16 protein-coding genes, 1 tRNA gene, 2 rRNA genes, 1 other RNA gene and 1 other annotated feature (2 of these 21 running past the window's edge) are annotated in these 20,000 nt (G+C 43.1%); of the genes, 5 read left to right on the top strand and 15 right to left on the bottom strand.

The genetic code is table 11. The features are described 5' to 3' along the window. From dnaX to ffs, 3 genes are all read right to left on the bottom strand, one after another. Nucleotides 1–1,616 carry the 5' portion of a DNA polymerase III subunit gamma/tau gene (dnaX, locus tag SporoP32a_RS09765; protein WP_085427722.1) on the bottom strand. Its footprint begins 130 nt before the window's first position, so only the first 1,616 of its 1,746 coding nucleotides appear in the window; it begins with the start codon at nt 1,614–1,616; its stop codon lies off the left edge, out of view. Nucleotides 1,617–1,701: 85 nt separating this feature from the next. Further along, nucleotides 1,702–2,169 (bottom strand): S-ribosylhomocysteine lyase, encoded by a 468-nt coding sequence (locus SporoP32a_RS09760; RefSeq protein ID WP_085427721.1) that lies wholly within the window; start codon nt 2,167–2,169, stop codon nt 1,702–1,704. A gap of 109 nt (nt 2,170–2,278) precedes the next feature. Beyond that, an RNA gene (gene ffs / locus SporoP32a_RS09755) (signal recognition particle sRNA large type) lies at nt 2,279–2,545 on the bottom strand. Nucleotides 2,546–2,700: 155 nt separating this feature from the next. On the opposite strand from ffs, the gene SporoP32a_RS09750 reads away from it, so the two are divergent. Both SporoP32a_RS09750 and SporoP32a_RS09745 read left to right on the top strand, forming a co-directional pair. Beyond that, a complete protein-coding gene (locus SporoP32a_RS09750; RefSeq protein ID WP_085427720.1) occupies nt 2,701–2,919 on the top strand; it encodes a hypothetical protein in 219 nt (72 codons plus the stop codon). Nucleotides 2,920–2,964: 45 nt separating this feature from the next. Continuing rightward, nucleotides 2,965–3,057, top strand: a tRNA-Ser gene (locus SporoP32a_RS09745). Nucleotides 3,058–3,177: 120 nt separating this feature from the next. Here SporoP32a_RS09745 and thrB read toward each other — a convergent pair. Genes thrB through SporoP32a_RS09730 form a run of 3 tightly spaced genes read right to left on the bottom strand, consistent with a single transcriptional unit; the run spans nt 3,178 to nt 6,431 of the window. Next, nucleotides 3,178–4,074: a homoserine kinase gene (gene thrB / locus SporoP32a_RS09740; protein ID WP_085427719.1), complete on the bottom strand. Its 897-nt coding sequence runs from the start codon at nt 4,072–4,074 to the stop codon at nt 3,178–3,180. Beyond that, a complete protein-coding gene (gene thrC, locus SporoP32a_RS09735; RefSeq protein ID WP_085427718.1) occupies nt 4,074–5,132 on the bottom strand; it encodes a threonine synthase in 1,059 nt (352 codons plus the stop codon). Before thrC ends, thrB begins: the two co-directional genes overlap by 1 nt. A gap of 6 nt (nt 5,133–5,138) precedes the next feature. Then, the gene (locus SporoP32a_RS09730; RefSeq protein ID WP_085427717.1) at nt 5,139–6,431 is read right to left on the bottom strand and encodes a homoserine dehydrogenase; all 1,293 of its coding nucleotides are present in this window, start codon (nt 6,429–6,431) and stop codon (nt 5,139–5,141) included. A gap of 154 nt (nt 6,432–6,585) precedes the next feature. On the opposite strand from SporoP32a_RS09730, the gene SporoP32a_RS09725 reads away from it, so the two are divergent. Beyond that, the gene (locus SporoP32a_RS09725; protein ID WP_085427716.1) at nt 6,586–7,950 is read left to right on the top strand and encodes an aspartate kinase; all 1,365 of its coding nucleotides are present in this window, start codon (nt 6,586–6,588) and stop codon (nt 7,948–7,950) included. Between the two features lie 17 nt (nt 7,951–7,967). On the opposite strand, the gene SporoP32a_RS09720 is transcribed toward SporoP32a_RS09725, so the two are convergent. After that, nucleotides 7,968–8,624, bottom strand: a complete 657-nt coding sequence (locus SporoP32a_RS09720; RefSeq protein ID WP_085427715.1) for a deoxynucleoside kinase — start codon at nt 8,622–8,624, stop codon at nt 7,968–7,970. After that, nucleotides 8,611–9,258 carry a deoxynucleoside kinase gene (locus tag SporoP32a_RS09715; RefSeq protein ID WP_085427714.1) on the bottom strand — a complete coding sequence of 216 codons (648 nt, stop codon included), beginning with the start codon at nt 9,256–9,258 and terminating at the stop codon, nt 8,611–8,613. Before SporoP32a_RS09715 ends, SporoP32a_RS09720 begins: the two co-directional genes overlap by 14 nt. A 173-nt stretch (nt 9,259–9,431) precedes the next feature. Between SporoP32a_RS09715 and tadA the strand changes: the two genes are divergently transcribed. Next, nucleotides 9,432–9,923: a tRNA adenosine(34) deaminase TadA gene (gene tadA, locus SporoP32a_RS09710; RefSeq protein WP_085427713.1), complete on the top strand. Its 492-nt coding sequence runs from the start codon at nt 9,432–9,434 to the stop codon at nt 9,921–9,923. Nucleotides 9,924–10,004: 81 nt separating this feature from the next. On the opposite strand, the gene serS is transcribed toward tadA, so the two are convergent. Continuing rightward, complete coding sequence (gene serS, locus SporoP32a_RS09705; protein ID WP_085427712.1) at nt 10,005–11,288, bottom strand: serine--tRNA ligase; 1,284 nt, start codon at nt 11,286–11,288, stop codon at nt 10,005–10,007. Nucleotides 11,289–11,357: 69 nt separating this feature from the next. Further along, nucleotides 11,358–11,565: a binding site (T-box leader), on the bottom strand. A 269-nt stretch (nt 11,566–11,834) separates the two neighbouring features. Continuing rightward, nucleotides 11,835–12,680 carry a pyridoxal 5'-phosphate synthase lyase subunit PdxS gene (gene pdxS / locus SporoP32a_RS09700; protein ID WP_085427711.1) on the bottom strand — a complete coding sequence of 282 codons (846 nt, stop codon included), beginning with the start codon at nt 12,678–12,680 and terminating at the stop codon, nt 11,835–11,837. A gap of 100 nt (nt 12,681–12,780) precedes the next feature. Here pdxS and SporoP32a_RS09695 point away from each other — a divergent pair, with 100 nt between their 5' ends. After that, entirely contained in the window at nt 12,781–14,196 is a 1,416-nt protein-coding gene (locus tag SporoP32a_RS09695) for a MocR-like pyridoxine biosynthesis transcription factor PdxR (RefSeq protein WP_085427710.1), read from the top strand. A gap of 18 nt (nt 14,197–14,214) precedes the next feature. Here SporoP32a_RS09695 and SporoP32a_RS09690 read toward each other — a convergent pair whose 3' ends face one another. The 5 genes from SporoP32a_RS09690 to SporoP32a_RS09670 all read right to left on the bottom strand — a co-directional run. Further along, complete coding sequence (locus SporoP32a_RS09690) at nt 14,215–15,570, bottom strand: D-alanyl-D-alanine carboxypeptidase family protein (RefSeq protein WP_085427709.1); 1,356 nt, start codon at nt 15,568–15,570, stop codon at nt 14,215–14,217. Nucleotides 15,571–15,762: 192 nt separating this feature from the next. Then, nucleotides 15,763–17,229 carry an IMP dehydrogenase gene (gene guaB, locus SporoP32a_RS09685; protein WP_085427708.1) on the bottom strand — a complete coding sequence of 489 codons (1,467 nt, stop codon included), beginning with the start codon at nt 17,227–17,229 and terminating at the stop codon, nt 15,763–15,765. A 105-nt stretch (nt 17,230–17,334) separates the two neighbouring features. After that, nucleotides 17,335–17,817, bottom strand: a complete 483-nt coding sequence (locus SporoP32a_RS09680) for a glutathione peroxidase (RefSeq protein WP_085427707.1) — start codon at nt 17,815–17,817, stop codon at nt 17,335–17,337. Nucleotides 17,818–18,468: 651 nt separating this feature from the next. Then, a 5S ribosomal RNA gene (rrf, locus tag SporoP32a_RS09675) occupies nt 18,469–18,584 on the bottom strand. Between the two features lie 74 nt (nt 18,585–18,658). Further along, a 23S ribosomal RNA gene (locus SporoP32a_RS09670) occupies nt 18,659–20,000 on the bottom strand; it runs 1,587 nt beyond the window's last position.

The following is a 20,000-nucleotide window of genomic DNA, read 5'->3' as shown; positions in this document are numbered from 1 at the left end:
TTTTCTTTATTTTTCTGACTAGCCAATCCACTTTTCCGAATGAAATCAGCACGGACTTCTAACCAGCTTTCTTCTGCTACGTAGACTACTTCATAACCTTTACCTGTCAATCGAAGTAACGCATCCGATAAGCCTGCTTGTAATGTAGCATTTTCAGAAGCCATCAGGCAATGAATTTCATATTTGAATTTTAGCACAAATGCCGTCTCGGATGCTGCTACAGGCTCCGTCTCTTCCAATAAAGCAGCATGTGAACGTTGCATACTTTGCATCATACCTGCCCATTGCTCGCGAATCACTTGAATGTCAGACTTCGTTGCTGCTTTTAATACTTCTACAATCCTACCCGTTGGTACTTTAGCAGATCTGGAAGCAGTTGAAGCTGCTCTTTTTGCCGGTGCTTGTGGCTCAGCGGCTTGCTGCACAGCCCCTGCTGCTAATTGTTGCTGGAGTTGTCTAACGGTTTGTTCCAGCACTGCAAGCTTTTGTGCCATTTCAGGGTCGGCTACAGAAGTAGATACTTGTCGTTGCTCTCCGGAATGAATCATTTTTAATAAAGCAGATTCAATGTACACCTTACCATGATTGGAAAAACGCATTTCCTGTTGTGTTTTCGAAAGGATATCGATATATCGGTATAATTCATCCGAATGGAACTCTTGAGCTAGCTCTTTAAATTTACCACCGTCTGAAATCAATTCCAGAAGATCTGTCAATTCAGGCGCAGTGCCAAGTAATAACATATCTCGGAAAAATGTTATCATGTCTTCTGCAAGTCGGCCTACATCTTTCCCCTCTGCGATTAACTCATGCAGCAAGGACAATGCGGATCCGGCGTCTTTCGCTTGAATCGCCTGCGCTAGCTGATAAAAGATTTCTTCACCGATTGCTCCAGTCACCAGCAACGCGTCACTTGTCGTCAACTCATCTCCGCTAAACGATACGGCTTGATCGAGCATACTGAGCGCATCTCGCATTCCGCCTGTCGCAGCTTGTGCAATGGCACGTAATGCTCCAGTATCGGCAGTAACTCCAATATCACCAATAACCTTTTCCATTCGCTCAATGATTTCAGGTGACGTAATCGGTTTGAAATCAAATCGCTGACATCTAGAAATAATGGTGAGTGGTAACTTGTGAGGTTCTGTAGTCGCTAGAATAAATACGACATGAGCAGGGGGTTCTTCCAATGTCTTCAGCAAAGCGTTAAAAGCTGAATTGGAAAGCATATGCACTTCATCAATGATATAGACTTTAAATCGCGCATTTGACGGTGCTACATGCACACGCTCGATAATGTCACGGACCTCTTCGACGCGCGAGTTAGAAGCCGCATCAAATTCCGTCACGTCTGTATTGGACCCTTCGGTAATGCTCTTGCACGTCTCACATACGTTACAAGGTTCTGCTGCCGGTCCGTTTTCACAGTTTAAGGCTTTAGCAAAAATCTTCGCCGCACTCGTCTTCCCTGTCCCTCTAGGTCCCGAGAATAGATAAGCATGCGTCGTCTTCTGGTGGAGAAGGGTATTTTGCAGAGTTTGCTTAATCGCTTGCTGACCTGACATTTCACCAAATGTCTGTGGTCTGTAAGCGCGGTATAGTGCTTGATAAATCAACTGCGTTTCCCCCTTTTTCTCCAAATGCATAATACTTTTATTATATCATGAAACACGTTTTTTCACCGCTAATCGCTCAGCTATCTTACGCAAATACTTTAGTCCACTCATCTTTCTTATCGAGCATTGTGCGCGCGATTTCTTTCGCACCTTCTAGACTATGGCTCGCAGCCCAGCCGCACTGTACTTCATTACATGCTGGCACTTCTGTTGCTGCCAGTACGTCTTTTAATGTGTTCTCTACTATAGATAGAATATCATCATAGTCGTCATGATTGATTACAGCCAAGTAATAGCCTGTCTGACAACCCATGGGACTAATATCAACAATTTGATCTGAATGGTCACGACTAAATTCTGCCATCATATGCTCTAACGAATGAAGTGCAGGCATATCCATATGGTCCACATTTGGCTGGCAGAAACGGATATCATATTTCAAAATTTTGTCGCCATTCTTTCCTTCTGAAGTTCCCGCTAAACGAATATAAGGTGCTTTCACTTTCGTATGATCCAAATTAAAACTTTCAACGTTCATTTTCTTCTCAGACATTGTAAATCGCTCCCTTTCAGTTCTACGTGCTATTCAGAAGTATACACTATTTACGGGACATAAAAAACTCGCCCATAGTAAAATGGACGAGTGAATTATTGAATTAAAGCCGTGCACCTTTCTTCGACTGCCGCACATAAGCGTTACTCTTGTCGTTGGCTCGGCCTAGGCTACCCCGCGGCACATGAGAGAGTCCACTTAATGCTGCTTCCTTCCGGACCTGACATGGTTCATGGGTTCCCATTGCGCAGGACCCAAGCGTCAACACTACGTGCAAAAGGCAGACCCTACATGCGGACAGCCTCAGAAAAGGAATTCAGTCTTGCTAGAGCGGATTGCAAGTTATAGGGCACCGCTAATTCCCCACCTAGCACGGCATTTCTTATTATACCCATAGTTAATAATGATTGCAATGGTAAACCTTTTATCTAGTACACGAAAAATTATTACCTCATCAGTATGCAAGCAGAAGAGTCTGGTCACCCATCGCTACAAAATGGTATACTAATTGAAACAAGAGAGGTGAAGAGCATGGATCAAACTAAACGTTATGAGCTTAGTTTCCGCAATCCCGAAGTGCGCGTCTACGCGGCCACTGTCATACCTGCCGTCTTGCTTGGGCTGTTGGTCATCATTTTCTCAAGTTCAGACTTCAACTTTATGTATGCTGCTCTTATACAAACTATTGCTTTGATGAGTTTCTATTTCTGGCGCTTTATTTATCGTCGCAAAGAAAAATTCAAAAAGTAGTTGACGTGTTCAAAATACCGTGGTAAGATATTATTTGTCTAATACGGAGGAATACCCAAGCCCGGCTGAAGGGATCGGTCTTGAAAACCGACAGGGGTGTTAAAGCCCGCGGGGGTTCGAATCCCTCTTCCTCCGCCATATTTTGACTCTACACGTTACTCGATGTAACGTTTTTTTATTGCTTAAAAATAGAAGTGCAAATAATGAAATATAGTACAAAAAAACATCGTCAGGACTAATTCAGTCCTGACGATGTTTTTATTTTGTAATGAATGCACCATTCTGTGCTGGTTGAAGCGCTAGTGCTTGATAATGTGGAAAGCGCTGTTCTAATGAAGCCGCCACTTGTTGCTCGGTTTCCGGTGGTACGGCTACGAAAAGTGACGGTCCTGCCCCACTTATCGTCATACCGTATGCCCCTGCTTCTTTACAAGCCATGCGGATCTCATCAAAGTTAGGGAAACCAACTTTTCTATACGGTTCATGGTATAGATCACGTTCCATCATACGTCCTGCAGTCACCCAATCGGATTGTGCAATGGCAGCCGTCATCACACTGCCAGCAGCACTCCCGCGTACTGCTACTTTATGTGTTAAGTGTTCAGGCAGTAACCCTCGTGAGGCTTCTGTTTTCAAAGCAACAGGCGGGACAAGGATGACCACACCAATAGGAGGTGCTGGGAAAGACAATACTTCCATCTCGTCTTCAGTAAAGTAAGAGACCGTCATGCCACCAAGCAATGCAGCAGTGACATTGTCTGCATGTCCTTCTAGCTCACTGCCAATTCGCAATTTATCTTTTGGAGACAAGTGCAGACCTGCTAGTTCACTTGCAATTTCAATGCCCGCAGCAATTGCCGTAGCACTACTGCCCAGACCTTTTCCTAGAGGAATGTCTGAACGAACTACTAACTTTTGCGGTGTAATGATTTGATCATACGTAGATGCAACATGTTGTATAGTCTGCACAATCAAATTTGTTTCGTCCATTGGCAATGCAGCATATTCTTTATCTTGATACAACACATGCCACGCCTCAGCTGATGCAACTTCTATCGTCATGTTAAGTGAAAGGGCAAGACCTAAATGATCGAAGCCGGGTCCGAGATTAGCCGTTGTGGCTGGCACGGTCACTGAAAAACCGGCTTCTGTCATTAGTCGTTCCCCTCTTTCAATTCTGTCAAGAAGTTGTTGAACTGCTCGTTTGTCATCATAGGTTTATGTGAATTAACGTTAATTGCTGTTTCAGGATCTTTCAGTCCATTGCCCGTCAAGATTCCGACAATCGTCGTTCCCTTTTCAATCAATCCAGCGTCAAGACGTTTTTTGATTCCTGCAATTGTCGCACATGATGCTGGTTCAGCGAAGATTCCATCTGTTGCAGCAAGTAATTGATATGCTTCGAGAATCTCTTCATCCGTAGCAGACAAAATATCCCCACCAGACTCTTCAAGTGCTTGTGTCGCTAAGTGCCAGCTTGCAGGGTTCCCTATGCGGATAGCCGTTGCAACAGTCTCAGGCTCTTCAAATACACGATCATATACGATAGGTGCAGCCCCGTCAGCTTGAACACCAAGCAGTTTCGGAGTGCCCGTGCCCTTTTTCTCTGCGTACTCTTTAAAACCTTTCCATGCTGCAGAGATATTACCCGCATTGCCAACCGGTAAAGCGAAGATATCCGGAACTTTGCCAAGCTGTTCAATTGTTTCGAAGGCTACCGTCTTCTGTCCTTCCAAGCGGTAAGGATTCACAGAGTTAACTAAAGCAATCTTCCCTTCGCCTAACTCACGAACCATGCGAAGTGCTTCATCAAAGTTTCCTTCGATCGCAACAATCTCTGCTCCATACATTTTTGCTTGTGCCAGTTTACCAAGTGCGATACGACCTTCCGGAATAACAACGATTGTGCGCATACCTGCACGTGCACCGTAAGCTGCAGCTGCAGCAGACGTGTTACCTGTTGAAGCACAAATTAAAGCCGTTTTTCCCTCTTCTTTAGCTTTAGCAACCGCCATTACCATTCCTCGGTCTTTAAATGAACCAGTTGGATTTGTTCCTTCTGTTTTCACATAAAGATTAATTCCCCATTGTTTTGATAAGTTCTCAAGGTGGATCAATGGTGTATTCCCTTCCTGCAATGTTAAGGCAGGCGTGTTTTCTGTCACTGGTAACCATTCTTTATATTCTTCGATTAAACCATTCCATCTTCTCATAATCCCTTATTCTCCTTCCACCCGGTAATGACTAGAAATATCAATAACCGCAGGTGTATCTTTTAAGTCAGCTAAAATATCTAAATGTTGTTGGCGTGAAATTTTATGTGTAATAAATATCAAATCCGCGCCTTCATTATGCAAATCGGAATCTTGGACAACTGTTGCTAAACTTGCTTTGTGGTGGCTATAAATAGATGTCAATTCCGTCAACACGCCTACTTCATCACGTACGGTAATACGGTGGAAATAGCGGGCATACTTCTGGTCATCCGTTTTTACTTTGCGCTCAAATTGCGGCGCATGCATTCTCTTACCATTCACGCCTAGCAAAATATTGCGACAAGCTGCCACTACGTCACCTGTTACGGAAGTTGCTGTAGGTAATGAACCGGCTCCAGGTCCGTAGAACATTGTCTCGCCTACTGAATCACTGTACACATACACTGCGTTGAATTCATTATTGACTGTAGCAAGCGGATGAGAGTTATGAACGAATACCGGCTCAACTGCCACTTCAATTCCCTCTTCATCTTTCTTTGCTGATCCTGTCATTTTGATTGTATAACCGAACTGCTCCGCAAGTTGAAGATCACCGTCTGCAATTTCCTTCATACCACGGACAAATACATCATCGAGATGCACTTCTGTGGAGAAGGATAAAGACGCGAGAATTACCATCTTACGTGCTGCATCAATACCATCTACGTCAGCTGAAGGATCTGCCTCTGCGAAGCCTAGTTCCGTTGCTTCTGCTAATGCATCTTCATAGGTCTTATTTTCATCCTTCATTTTTGTTAGAATGAAGTTAGTCGTACCGTTAACGATTCCTGTCAATGCGGTGATGCGGTCTGACGCTAATCCATCTTCTAATGTACGAATTAATGGAATACCGCCACCTACACTCGCTTCATATAATAGGTCGCATTTATTTTCATCTGCCAATTTCAATAATTCCGGTCCAGATTCAGCCATGACGTCCTTGTTTGCAGTGACAACACCCTTACCAGCTTCAAGTGAACGTCGAATTGCTTCAGAAGAACCTCCTGTCACTTCAATAATCAAGTCAATTTCAGGATCATTCAACACTTCATCAAGTGATGTAGTGAACATTTCTTTAGGTATCACGCCATTTCGTTTCTTATCCAAGTTTTTGACAAGGACTTTCTTGATGGATACAGGAACACCAAGTTTATGTCGGAGGTCATCTTGATGATTATGCAAAATTGTTGCAACACCACTTCCGACTACTCCATAACCTAGTAAGCCAATATTAATTTCATTTTTCTCATTTTTCATTTGACGATTCTCCTAACTATATGTACACTATGAAAAAACAATCGTTCTTCGTATAAGGACAATTATAGAGAATTCTGCCTTTAATAACAACCTGTTTTCACGAATCTTCTAAAAATAGATAGATAAACTCAAAGTAGATAGGATCTGGTACATAATGAAAGTTTGTAAATTTGGCGGAACATCCGTCGCATCCGCAGAACAAATTCGTAAAGTGGTCGACATTGTCGTATCCGACCCATCAAGAAAGATTGTCGTAGTCTCAGCACCAGGTAAACGTTTTTCCTCTGACATTAAAGTAACAGACTTGCTCATTGATTTAGCAGAAACATCACTTGCAGGTGAAGACACAACAGACGCGCTACAAAAGGTTGTGGACCGTTATAAGGAAATTGCGAATGGACTTGGCTTAGATGAAGAAATTGCACAAGTCATTGAACAAGATGTCATTCGACGTCTTAATAAAGATCAATCGGATGAAGTTCTATACGTGGATAGCTTGAAAGCCGCTGGTGAAGACAATAATGCTAAAATGATTGCAGCTTATTTCCGTCATATCGGTGTAGAAGCAGAGTATGTAAACCCTCGTGAAGGTGGATTACTAGTTAATCACCGTCCCGAACGTGTACGCGCGCTTCCGGAAGGCAATGAAAAACTTTGTAAATTACGCGATAAAGAAGGAATCATTGTATTCCCAGGCTTCTTTGGCTATACGGAAGACGGAACATTGCGTACGTTCAACCGTGGTGGTTCCGATATCACAGGCGCACTACTGGCGGCCGCAACGAATGCAGAGCTATATGAAAACTTCACTGATGTAGACTCCGTTTTTTCAGCAAATCCAACAGTTATAGAAAACCCACGTGCGATCGATGCGATGACGTACCGAGAAATGCGCGAGTTAGCATATGCCGGATTTTCTGTATTTCACGAAGAAGCATTAGTACCTGCATTCCGCTACAAGATTCCTGTTTGTATTAAGAACACAAATAATCCAAGTGCACCCGGAACGATGATTGTGCGAGACCGTGATCATAATCTTCAATCGGTAGTTGGAATTGCTGCCGATAAAGGATTTTCCACACTCTTTGTCGCTAAATACTTGATGAATCTAGAAATCGGTTTCGGACGTCACTTACTACAAATTTTAGAAGAAGAAGAAATTCCGTATGAACATACACCTTCAGGAATAGACAATCTGTCTGTCATTATTCGTGATGAACATTTAACTCCTGAAAAAGAAGCACGCATCGTTAAGCGTATCGAACTAGAACTCTGTCCCGACGATGTACATTTCCAGCGTGATTATTCCATGGTAGTACTCGTAGGGGAAGGCATGCGCCACGCAAGAGGATTGGCAGCACGTGCGGCGTCTGCTATTGCACGAACAGGTGCAAATATAGAAATGATCAATCAAGGTTCTTCAGAGGTAAGTTTAGTATTCGGTATTCAAGAAAAGGATGAAAATCTTGTCCTTCGTGAACTATACAAGGAATTTTTCACAGAAGTCCCCGTTCATTAATAAATAAACGACACTCCTTACACAAGGGGTGTCGTCTTTTTCATTTCTTTACTAATCTTCTCAATAATTAACTCAATATCCTCTTCATTTCCTAACAAATCATATTCCTCAATATTTAATCGAATGACTGGACATGCAGTAAATGAATCAATCCATTGTTCATAGCGACGATACATCTCTTCCCAATAACTTTTTGGTGTTTGCAGCTCCATATCCCTGCCCCGCTCTTCAATTCGATCTAGAATGACGGGTAATGGTCCTTCCAAGTAGATCAGTGCATTTGGATGTGGGAAGTATGGTGTCATCACCATCGCTTCGTACAAATTCATATACGTCTCATAATCAATCGGTTCCATGGTCCCTTCATCTGCATGCATCTTAGCAAAAATCCCCACATCTTCATAAATGGAACGATCTTGTACAAAACCACCGCCACTTTCGAAAATATGCTTTTGCTCTTTAAAACGTTCCGCCAAAAAGAAAATTTGCAGATGAAAACTCCAACGTTCAAAATCATTATAGAATCTTTCTAAGTATGGATTTTGCGCTACATTTTCCAACGACTCTTGAAAACCTAGTCGTTTGGCTATAGCGTGTGCCATAGTCGACTTCCCTACTCCAACCATTCCTGCTACTGCAAACACACTATTCTCCGGTATATTATGTGACTTCATTTAGCTTCAAACCTTTCTGGACCACTTCACGTACTTTACTTATTATTGCATCCAAGTCTTCTTTATTACGGACATAATCCACTTCATCCCCATTTATATGGATAACTTGCGTATCAGGATATGTCACTTCAAATTCCGGCAAATACGTACGATAATCATTGGAAAGTTGAAGTAAGTAATCAGGATCCATATCTTCTTCATATGATCGACCACGCTCATCGATTCGGCTGAGTAGTGTAGGAATGGATGCAGATAATGAAACAACAATATTCGGCATCGGTAGATCTTTCGTCAAAATGTGATAGATTTCTTTATACTTTACAAAGTCGTTTGGCTCTAATGTTCGCTGGGCAAAAAGCATATTTTTAAATACATGATAATCTGCTACCACAGGTAACCCCTGCGATATGTATTCTTTATTGATTTGTTTTAATTGCTCATATCGATTACACAAGAAAAACATCTCTGTTTGGAAACTCCACTTTTCTTTATCTTGATAAAACTTATTAAGAAAAGGATTCTCTCCACTGATCTCTCTCAATTGATTATATGAAAAGGCGTCAGCGATCGCTGCAGTCAGCGTAGTCTTACCTACACCAATCGGACCTTCTACCGCAATAAACGGAACAAACATGTAACACTCACCCTTTCAATTCGTTGCCACCTCATTTTACCACAGACTACTGTATAGAATGCAGCTTATATTGAGCTGTTTAATAACTTTTACTCGCTTGTTTCACGTGGAACATTTCACTAATTGATTTTGATATTTAGCGTGATAGACTGTTGATAAGGAGTGATGACTCGATGAAAGATGATGAATACTACATGAGATTGGCAATACAAGAAGCGGAAAAGGCTGCGGCTCTTGCCGAAGTACCCATTGGAGCAGTCATTGTACATAACGAAGTAGTAATCGCGGCAGCCCATAATTTACGAGAAACTACACAAAATGCTGTTACACACGCTGAACTCTCAGCCATCCAAATAGCTTGTGAAAGTATAGGAAGCTGGCGCTTAGAAGACACCACTCTATACGTTACACTCGAGCCCTGCCCCATGTGTGCAGGAGCCATACTTCAATCCAGAATACCAAGAGTAGTATACGGCGCACGTGACCCAAAAGGTGGTTGCGTCCACACTTTTTATCATCTGCTCAACGATCCTAGATTCAACCACGAATGTATCGTAGCCGAAGGTGTCCTTGGAGAAGAGTGCGGTCAACTCCTCACCACGTTCTTTCGATCACTGCGTGAAAAAGAAAAGCAGCAAAAAAAGAAGCCCAACGCCTCGAGTTAGACTCGTAAGCACGGGCTTCTTTCATTACAAACTGTTTGAAGTAGCATATTTATGGAACGCAGTTCAAAATAGCTTTTTCACTTACTTAGGAGCTTCGATTTTTTCTTTGCCACCCATATATGGACGTAGTACTTCAGGAATTACAACAGAACCATCTGCTTGCTGATAATTCTCCAAAATAGCGGCTACAGTACGACCAACAGCCAATCCACTACCGTTCAATGTGTGCACATACTCAGGCTTCGCCCCTGGTTCACGACGGAAACGGATATGTGCTCGACGTGCTTGGAAATCTTCAAAGTTTGAACATGAAGAAATCTCACGATAAACATTCTGCGTTGGAATCCATACTTCTAAATCATACTTCTTAGCGGCTGTGAAACCTAGATCGGCTGTACACATCTTAAGAGCACGGTAAGGCAGTTTCAACAACTGCAATACTTTCTCTGCATGTCCGGTCAATTTCTCCAACTCGTCATAAGAATCTTCAGGTTTCACAAAACGAACTAACTCTACTTTATTAAACTGATGCTGACGAATTAATCCTCGTGTATCACGACCTGCAGATCCTGCTTCAGAGCGGAAGTTCGTGCTATATGCTGTGAAAGCAATTGGCAACTTTGCACCATCTAAAATTTCATCGCGATAGAAATTAGTTACCGGAACTTCAGACGTCGGAATTAAGAAGTAGTCCTCTTCTTCGATTAGGAACGCATCTTCTTCAAACTTCGGTAGTTGCCCAGTACCAGTTAAACTTGTACGGTTTACTAAATACGGTGGCAACATTTCTTCATAGCCATGTTCCTCTTGATGGAGATCCAGCATGAAGTTGATCAATGCCCGTTCAAGTCGTGCACCCAGTCCGCGATAAAATACGAATCGGCTTCCTGTTACTTTTGCTGCACGTTCAAAATCTAGCAACTGAAGATCTGTCCCAATCTCCCAATGTGGCTTCGGTTCAAAATCGAACGCTGGTAACTCACCCCATGTACGGATTTCTACGTTGTCATCTTCACTGTCTCCTACCGGTACACTATCATGTGGAATATTTGGGATACGCATAAGCACATAATTCAATTCTTCTTCTACTTTAGAAAGTTCTTGATCATACGCTTTTATTTCCTCGCCGACCTTTTTCATTTTTGCAATGACTTCATCGGCATCTTCTTTATTACGCTTCATTTGTGCAACCTTTTGTGATACTTCGTTACGCTCAGCTTTTAGCACTTCTACTTTAGATAAAATTTCGCGGCGCTTCTCATCGAGACCACCAAACTTTTCAAAATCAGTCAAATCTTCTCCACGTTTACTGAGCTTTGCTTTTACTTCCTCATAATTTGCACGCAATAATTTACTATCTAGCACGTGTTCCGCCTCCTCTTATTTGCATCACAAATGATAAAAAAACAATAAAAAAAGCCCTCCATCCCCTAAAATAGGGACGAGAACTACCCGCGTTGCCACCCAAATTGACTGATGACTCAGCCCACTTGTTTGAGATATCGGCTCAACTGACCGGCAAAACCTACTGATTCAGCTCTGCTACTCCTGGACGGATTCACAACGGTTTTTACCAGCTTTCACCACCCGCCGGCTCTCTAAAAAAAACATAGTTGCTACTGCTTCCTATCATCGTAATGTATGTGAAATTAGATATACCATACTACATTTTCTGACTATTGACAAGGGACACGGTACGTCATTGCATGGAAAATATCGTTAATGACAATATATTACCTTTTTGAGGTGCTCTCAGTAATTATGCTTCTACTTGGTTAGTAAAAACTCTACTGCGTGGGTGACCATTTCATGAGTCAACTACTGTACTTCCTAGCTGACTCATGGTTGGACATAGCCCGCCAGTGTTCTTTAGCCACTGACTACAATCTACTTACCTTGTCTCATAATCTGTTATGAACTGCGAGTAGCCATTAATTCACTCTCGGCAAGCTTCGAAATTTCTAAGCCTTTCATTGGAGTACCAATATCTTTTGATAGTTTGGCAATCAATTCATAATCCTGATAGTTCGCCGTCGCCTGTACGATAGCACGTGCAAATGCTTCAGGGTTCTCAGATTTGAAGATACCAGAACCTACAAACACACCATCTGCTCCTAGCTCCATCATCAAAGCTGCATCAGCGGGTGTTGCTACTCCTCCAGCGGAATAGTTTACTACCGGCAAGCGACCAGCCTCTTTAATAGCAAGCAGAATTTCATATGGAGCACCAAGATTACGGGCTTCCGTCATTAATTCGTCTTTGCTCATATGTACTACTTTACTTACTTGAGCATTAATCATTCGCAAGTGACGCACTGCTTCCACGATATTGCCTGTTCCCGGCTCCCCTTTTGTGCGGAGCATTTTTGCCCCTTCACCTAAACGTCGCGCTGCTTCTCCAAGGTTTCGTGCCCCACAAACAAATGGTACGCTGAAATCGCTTTTCAATAAGTGAAACTCGTCATCTGCAGGTGTTAATACTTCACTTTCATCAATGAAATCGACACCCAATGCCTCCAGTACACGTGCTTCTGAAATATGCCCTATACGTGCTTTTGCCATCACAGGAATGGATACCGCCTTTTGCACTTCTTCTACAATTCGTGGATCAGCCATACGTGCAACACCGCCTGCTGCTCGAATATCAGAAGGTACTCGCTCTAGTGCCATAACCGCAATAGCTCCGGCTGCTTCCGCCACCTTTGCCTGCTCTGCATTGATTACATCCATTATAACGCCACCATAATTAAAATTCATTTTCCTTCCCCCTTTTCAATATTTTCAGTATACTCTAAATTGACCATACTAAAATAGCCAGTTACATATTAAACAACATGGTCAGATGAGAGGAATCACTATGGATATGATTTTTATCGAGCTTCAAAAGAATTCTGATACTCCCCTGTATCAACAAATATATAATCAAATTAAACAAGACATGATTGACGGTAAGTTTCCGGTTGGCATGAAGCTCCCTTCTAAACGCCAACTGGAAGAGTTTCTTGGCGTCAGTCAAACAACCATCGAAATGGCTTATGATCAGTTGACAGCAGAAGGTTTTATTGCGGCTGAACCTCGAAAAGGCTATTTCGTACAAGCAATTGAGGAACTCGCCTATGTCCAGCCTGTGAAACCTGAGAAAATCACTACAGTTCCTTTAACAGAATCCATTCGATACGACCTTTCGCCGAGTTCTATTGATACCGAACACTTTCCTTTCATTGCGTGGAGAAAATATGCACGTGATATTATGGACACTTCACAAGCTCATCTATTATTACTTGGAGACCCACACGGTGATATGGAGTTACGTCAGGAAATTGCCCGATATTTATATCACTCGCGAGGAGTAGACTGTACCCCTGAACAAATTATCGTTGGTTCCGGTACAGAACAGCTTTTACCTTTGATCATCCGCATACTGGGAAAACAGGCACGCTATGCAATTGAAGATCCGGGTTACTTGATGACGAAACACGTCTTTTCCGAGAACTATCGTCAGACGATTCCTATCGCTGTAGACAAGGAAGGTCTTGATGTAAAGGCACTACAATGCTCTAATGCATCCGTAGCATATGTTACCCCTTCCCATCAGTTTCCGACCGGCACGGTACTCTCTGCCGCTCGCAGAACTGCCCTTTTAAACTGGGCTGCGTCGGATTCAGAGTTTTTTATCATTGAAGATGATTATGACAGTGAGTTTCGTTACCGTGGACGTCCAATCCCTTCTTTGCAAGGGATGGATAAAGGAGAAAATGTCATTTATCTAAGTACGTTCACTAAATCACTTATGCCGTCCATGCGGATTGCCTACATGGTATTGCCACCACAGCTGTTAGAAACGTATCGCCAGGCTTTTATCCCTTACTCCTCTTCTGTACCACGTATGGATCAGCATATTTTGGCACGTTTTATGGCTGATGGACAATTTTCGCGCCACCTAAACCGTATGCGTAAAATCTATCGGCGAAAAATGCATAAATTGACGAATTTATTGAAATTGTATGAGCCTAATATTTCATTCTCGGGCGATGAAGCGGGTATGCACGTCTTGCTTCATATTCAAACAGATAGAACAGAAAAAGAGCTGATCCATCAAGCTCTCGAGGCGGGAATAAAGGTACGAGGTCTGGAGACGTATAGAGTAATGCCCAGCAAAGCTCCACCTTCATTCCTCATCGGCTTCGGTGGGCTATCTGAAGAAGACATTATACTAGCCATTTCAAAGCTATTAGATATATGGAATATAAAAAAGACAGTGACACCAAGGTAGGTGCACTGTCTATTTATATTAATTAAATAAACCTTTTACAAAACCAGTAGAACTATTCCACGCGCTAGAGAAGAAGTGACCGATTGCCCCCATCGTTAACGAGAAACGACCAGCTTTCTTTACTTCTTCTGTCGTGACAACTTCCGTGCCTACTGTTTTCCCATCAATAAATCCGTAATCAGATCCATCTTTTTTCACTAGCTTGACATGACCGACCACTGTGCCTTTTTTAATTGGTGCTTGTATTTGTCCATTCTTCACAAGTTTCTCATCCAAGACAAGCTCAGTTGTATAGTCTTGATCTTCATCATTGCGAATTAACATACTGATAGGTTTATTTGTCGCAATCGCTACTTGTTTCTCTTTACCCTTTATAACATCTAGCGTTTTCTGTTTCTTGAACTGGTGACCTGCTTTAAGTAGCTCCGTTTCACTAAACTCTTTAAAGCCATAATCGAATAACTTACGTGTAGCATCAAAACGTGCTTCGTAAGATCCCACACCTTTTTCATCGACTGCATTCATTACGATAGCAATAACACGTCGACCATCACGTACTGCAGTTCCAGTAAAGCAATGTCCTGCAAATTCTGTAGTTCCAGTTTTCAAGCCATCAATGCCATCATATTCATACACCAGACCTGGCAACATGAAGTTCCAGTTGACCATATCAATAGCATCATCTGTTCCTTCACGGAATGTTTTCTTAGCAATTTTGGTTGTATCCAAGACTTCAGGATATTCTTTTAATAAATGATACGCTAATTTAGCAACAGAACGCGCTGGCATAACATTCTCGTCTTTCTCTCCAAACTCACTTGGATGCATCCCTTGCAAATCACTATTGTTAAGGCCTGTAGAGTTAACAAACTTATAATCAATCAAGCCAAGTTCTTCAGCCTTTTCATTCATTAGATGGACAAATTTTTCTTCAGATCCTGCAATCGTCTCTGCAATTGCAATAGTTGCTGCATTTGCTGAGTAAATGGCTACTGCTTCGTATAGTTCACGAATCGTATATGATCCATCACGACGAAGTGGTACGTTACTTAAACGACGGTCTTGTGAAACCTTATACGTATACTCCGTAACCTTGTATTCCTGATCCCACGTTATTGTTCCATCTTCAATTGCTTCAAACATCAAGTATTCCGTCATCATTTTCGTCATACTCGCAATACCAAGTGGTTTATCCGAATTTTCTTCGTATAATACTTTGCCACTATTTGCATCTATCAAAATAGCTCCGTTTACACGGATGTCCAATGAAGATTCATTTTCCTCTGCTACTGCAGTTCCCTGTATACCTAACGTCATCAACAACATCATTGGCACCATAAAAGCCGCCAACCATCTCTGTGTTACTTTTTCCACTCATCCTACCCCCGTAGTCACAATATCAAAAATCAGTGTAACATATTCCCGGCAAATCAGGTACGCTTATAGCAAAAAAACACATATTCCCCTATAAAAGCCGTCCTATTTTACCTCATACCCCATTATTCATGACATAACGACAAAAAAGGACAGCAAGAGATCTCCCCCGCTGTCCTCAATATAGTTAAATTAACGCACCGAATAGTTTGGCGCTTCTTTTGTAATCTGTACTTGGTGTGGATGACTTTCTAGTAAACCAGCACCTGTCATACGAATAAACTGTGCATTTTCACGGTGTGCTTCAAGATCTTTCGAACCGCAGTATCCCATACCTGCGCGAATACCACCTATAAGCTGATGAATTGTGTCGGACAAAGGCCCTTTGTATGGCATACGACCTTCAATGCCTTCCGGAACCAATTTCTTTTCATCTTCTTGGAAGTAGCGATCTTTTGAACCTTTTTCCATCGCTGCAACAGAACCCATACCACGGTATACTTTAAAACGACGTCCTTGGAAGATTTCTGACTCTCCTGGGCTCTCTGTAGTACCTGCGAGCAAGCTTCCAAGCATAACTGCATGTCCACCAGCAGCCAATGCTTTGACAATATCTCCAGAATACTTAATTCCACCGTCTGCAATTATCGTCTTACCATATTTACGCGCAACAGTTGCACACTCATAAATAGCCGTAATTTGTGGTACACCAACACCCGCAACTACACGTGTTGTACAAATAGAACCAGGGCCAATACCAACCTTCACTACATCAGCACCTGCTTCGTACAATGCTTCAGCCGCTTCTGCCGTTGCTACGTTACCTGCAACGATCGCAAGGTCCGGATAATTTCCGCGGATCTCTCTCACTGTGTCAATAACGCCCTTAGAATGACCGTGAGCCGTATCAATGACTATCAGGTCGACTTCTGCCTGTACAAGCTTCTCAATGCGCGTAGAAGTGTCTGCCGTGACTCCAACAGCCGCACCTACAAGCAAACGTCCAGCCTTATCTTTTGCTGCGTTAGGGAACTCAATAACTTTCTCGATATCCTTAATTGTAATTAAACCGTTGAGAATACCTTTATCATCTACGATCGGAAGCTTCTCAATTTTATATTGCTGTAGCATCTTCTCAGCATCTTCAAGTCTAGTTCCTACAGGAGCCGTCACCAAGTTTTCTTTCGTCATGACTTCATCAATGATAATGGAATAGTCCTGAATAAATCTCAGGTCACGGTTCGTCAAAATACCAACCAATTTCTTCTCTTCCATATTGTTAACGATTGGGACACCTGAGATACGATATTTACCCATTAAATGCTCTGCATCAAATACTTGATGTTCCGGTGTAAGGAAGAACGGGTTTTTAATAACTCCATTCTCAGAACGTTTAACTGTAACAACTTCCTCAGCTTGTTCCTCAATACTCATGTTTTTATGAATAACACCGATTCCACCCTGACGAGCCATAGATATGGCCATCTTAGATTCCGTTACTGTATCCATACCTGCACTGATGATAGGTATATTCAACTTAATACTTTCCGTTAAGTTCACAGATAACGAAACAGCCTTTGGCAATACATCAGATGCAGCCGGCACCAATAATACATCATCGAACGTCAGACCTTCACGAGAAAACTTTGATTCCCACATTAACTTTCTGCCTCCTAAAATTACTATTGTCTATTCAGATTATTAAAAGGTTATCAGCGACAATGAAACGTGTCAAGATAGAAATCTATAAATTCACTATTCCTATTACTCACTGAACATTTTATCAAGTGACTTTTGCATCTTTAATGGATTTGTTTGAGGTGCAAAACGGTCCACAACCTGTCCCTTCGAATCAATTAAAAACTTCGTGAAGTTCCATTTGATTCCTTCCGTCAACACACCCTTCTGTTGCTCAGCAAGATACGTAAATAAAGGTTCAGCTTCGTCCCCTTTTACATCTACCTTTGCAAACATTGGGAAGGTCACACCATAATTTATTTGACAAAACTCCATTGTCTCATCAATATCATCAAATTCTTGGTTATTGAAGTTATCCGATGGAAAACCCAGTATAACCAGTCCTTGATCTTTATACTCTTCATATAGTTGTTGTAGTTCTTTAAATTGTTTTGTGAAACCGCATTTGCTCGCAGTATTGACAATGACCATTGGATTTCCTTCATATTCCTTTAGAGATTTCTGTTCTCCGCCTGTAGTCTCCACTGTAAAATCATAAACTGTCGTCATGCAAAACCGCCTCTTTTCTTTTAATATACTTTACTCCATTATTCATCAGAAACCCACTATCCTGTTTTGAATTGACGTTTCTAATAGAGTATCGATACTCGTTTCAGGGGTGGACGGGTTGCAGATAGGTGATTAACGTGGGCTTTAGAGCGGTTAATATGGTTTATTGAGGGTTTGTGGGGAAGATAGATTATATGGAAATAGGAAACGGGTGATGGGTGCAATGGGGGCTATGAGCGGTTGTGGGAGGTGATAGAGCGGTGAGCACGCCGGATAGAGCGGTCACGGCGACGCATAGAGCACTCAACGACACCAATAGAGCGGTCAACGCAGCGGATAGAGCGCTTATGGAGAAAGATTGATCGGCTACATATTTATTGGTGAAAATTAGCTACGTATTGAAGGCTATGAGCGGTTGCGGGGGAAGATAGAGCGGTGAGCGTGTTGGATAGAGCGGTCACAGTGAGGAATAGAGCACTCAGCAACGCCAATAGAGCGGTCAACGCAGTAGATAGAGCGCTTACGGGGGACGATTGATCATAATTAAATAGAATGGTACACAAGAAATAAAGGAATCATCCATCCATTAACGGTGACTTATCCTGCCTGAAACCACAAAAAAGCCACTCCCCAAAGGGAATGGCTTCGCGTGCCTAGCAACGTCCTACTCTCACAGGGGGAAACCCCCAACTACCATCGGCGCTGAAGAGCTTAACTTCCGTGTTCGGTATGGGAACGGGTGTGACCTCTTCGCCATCGTTACTAGACTCTTTGAGTAAAGCTTGTTCACTCAAAACTGAATAAAAGACATTGGCGTAGTTCAAGTAACTACTTTTTAAAATAGGTTAAGTCCTCGATCGATTAGTATCTGTCAGCTACATACGTCGCCGTACTTACACCCCAGACCTATCCACCTCATCATCTTTGAGGGATCTTACTTACTTGCGTAATGGGAAATCTCATCTTGAAGGGGGCTTCATGCTTAGATGCTTTCAGCATTTATCCCGTCCATACATAGCTACCCAGCGATGCCTTTGGCAAGACAACTGGTACACCAGCGGTATGTCCATCCCGGTCCTCTCGTACTAAGGACAGCTCTCCTCAAATTTCCTGCGCCCGCGACGGATAGGGACCGAACTGTCTCACGACGTTCTGAACCCAGCTCGCGTGCCGCTTTAATGGGCGAACAGCCCAACCCTTGGGACCGACTACAGCCCCAGGATGCGACGAGCCGACATCGAGGTGCCAAACCTCCCCGTCGATGTGGACTCTTGGGGGAGATAAGCCTGTTATCCCCGGGGTAGCTTTTATCCGTTGAGCGATGGCCCTTCCATGCGGAACCACCGGATCACTAAGTCCGTCTTTCGACCCTGCTCGACTTGTAGGTCTCGCAGTCAAGCTCCCTTATGCCTTTGCACTCTACGAATGATGTCCAACCATTCTGAGGGAACCTTTGAGCGCCTCCGTTACTCTTTAGGAGGCGACCGCCCCAGTCAAACTGCCCACCTGACACTGTCTCCTGCCCGGATCACGGGCAAGGGTTAGAAGTCCAATACAGCCAGGGTAGTATCCCACCAATGCCTCCTCCGAAGCTAGCGCTCCGGAATCCTAGGCTCCTACCTATCCTGTACAGGCTGCACCGGAATTCAATATCAGGCTACAGTAAAGCTCCACGGGGTCTTTCCGTCCTGTCGCGGGTAATGCGCATCTTCACGCATATTATAATTTCACCGAGTCTCTCGTTGAGACAGTGCCCAGATCGTTACGCCTTTCGTGCGGGTCGGAACTTACCCGACAAGGAATTTCGCTACCTTAGGACCGTTATAGTTACGGCCGCCGTTTACTGGGGCTTCAATTCAGAGCTTCGCTTGCGCTAACCCCTCCTCTTAACCTTCCAGCACCGGGCAGGCGTCAGCCCCTATACGTCATCTTACGATTTTGCAGAGACCTGTGTTTTTGCTAAACAGTCGCCTGGGCCTATTCACTGCGGCTCTCTCGGGCTATTCACCCTACCAGAGCACCCCTTCTCCCGAAGTTACGGGGTCATTTTGCCGAGTTCCTTAACGAGAGTTCTCTCGATCACCTTAGGATTCTCTCCTCGCCTACCTGTGTCGGTTTGCGGTACAGGCACCTCCCGCCTCGCTAGAGGCTTTTCTTGGCAGTGTGAAATCAGGGACTCTGGA

It is taken from the genome of Sporosarcina ureae, from assembly GCF_002109325.1.
Classification (GTDB): domain Bacteria; phylum Bacillota; class Bacilli; order Bacillales_A; family Planococcaceae; genus Sporosarcina; species Sporosarcina ureae_C.
The sequence above is the reverse complement of the archived record's forward strand: the minus strand, read 5'-3'. Positions and strand labels throughout refer to the sequence as shown.

Excerpts from the sequence above, each read along its gene's own strand:
- SporoP32a_RS09715 (WP_085427714.1), bottom strand. The coding sequence starts at position 9,258 with ATGTTTGTTCCGTTTATTGCGGTAGAAGGTCCGATTGGTGTAGGTAAG.
- SporoP32a_RS09695 (WP_085427710.1), top strand. The coding sequence starts at position 12,781 with ATGGATATGATTTTTATCGAGCTTCAAAAGAATTCTGATACTCCCCTG.
- SporoP32a_RS09750 (WP_085427720.1), top strand. The coding sequence starts at position 2,701 with ATGGATCAAACTAAACGTTATGAGCTTAGTTTCCGCAATCCCGAAGTG.
- SporoP32a_RS09730 (WP_085427717.1), bottom strand. The coding sequence starts at position 6,431 with ATGAAAAATGAGAAAAATGAAATTAATATTGGCTTACTAGGTTATGGA.
- guaB (WP_085427708.1), bottom strand. The coding sequence starts at position 17,229 with ATGTGGGAATCAAAGTTTTCTCGTGAAGGTCTGACGTTCGATGATGTA.
- SporoP32a_RS09680 (WP_085427707.1), bottom strand. The coding sequence starts at position 17,817 with ATGACGACAGTTTATGATTTTACAGTGGAGACTACAGGCGGAGAACAG.
- thrB (WP_085427719.1), bottom strand. The coding sequence starts at position 4,074 with ATGACAGAAGCCGGTTTTTCAGTGACCGTGCCAGCCACAACGGCTAAT.
- pdxS (WP_085427711.1), bottom strand. The coding sequence starts at position 12,680 with ATGAATTTTAATTATGGTGGCGTTATAATGGATGTAATCAATGCAGAG.
- SporoP32a_RS09720 (WP_085427715.1), bottom strand. The coding sequence starts at position 8,624 with ATGAAGTCACATAATATACCGGAGAATAGTGTGTTTGCAGTAGCAGGA.
- SporoP32a_RS09760 (WP_085427721.1), bottom strand. The coding sequence starts at position 2,169 with ATGTCTGAGAAGAAAATGAACGTTGAAAGTTTTAATTTGGATCATACG.
- thrC (WP_085427718.1), bottom strand. The coding sequence starts at position 5,132 with ATGAGAAGATGGAATGGTTTAATCGAAGAATATAAAGAATGGTTACCA.
- tadA (WP_085427713.1), top strand. The coding sequence starts at position 9,432 with ATGAAAGATGATGAATACTACATGAGATTGGCAATACAAGAAGCGGAA.
- SporoP32a_RS09725 (WP_085427716.1), top strand. The coding sequence starts at position 6,586 with ATGAAAGTTTGTAAATTTGGCGGAACATCCGTCGCATCCGCAGAACAA.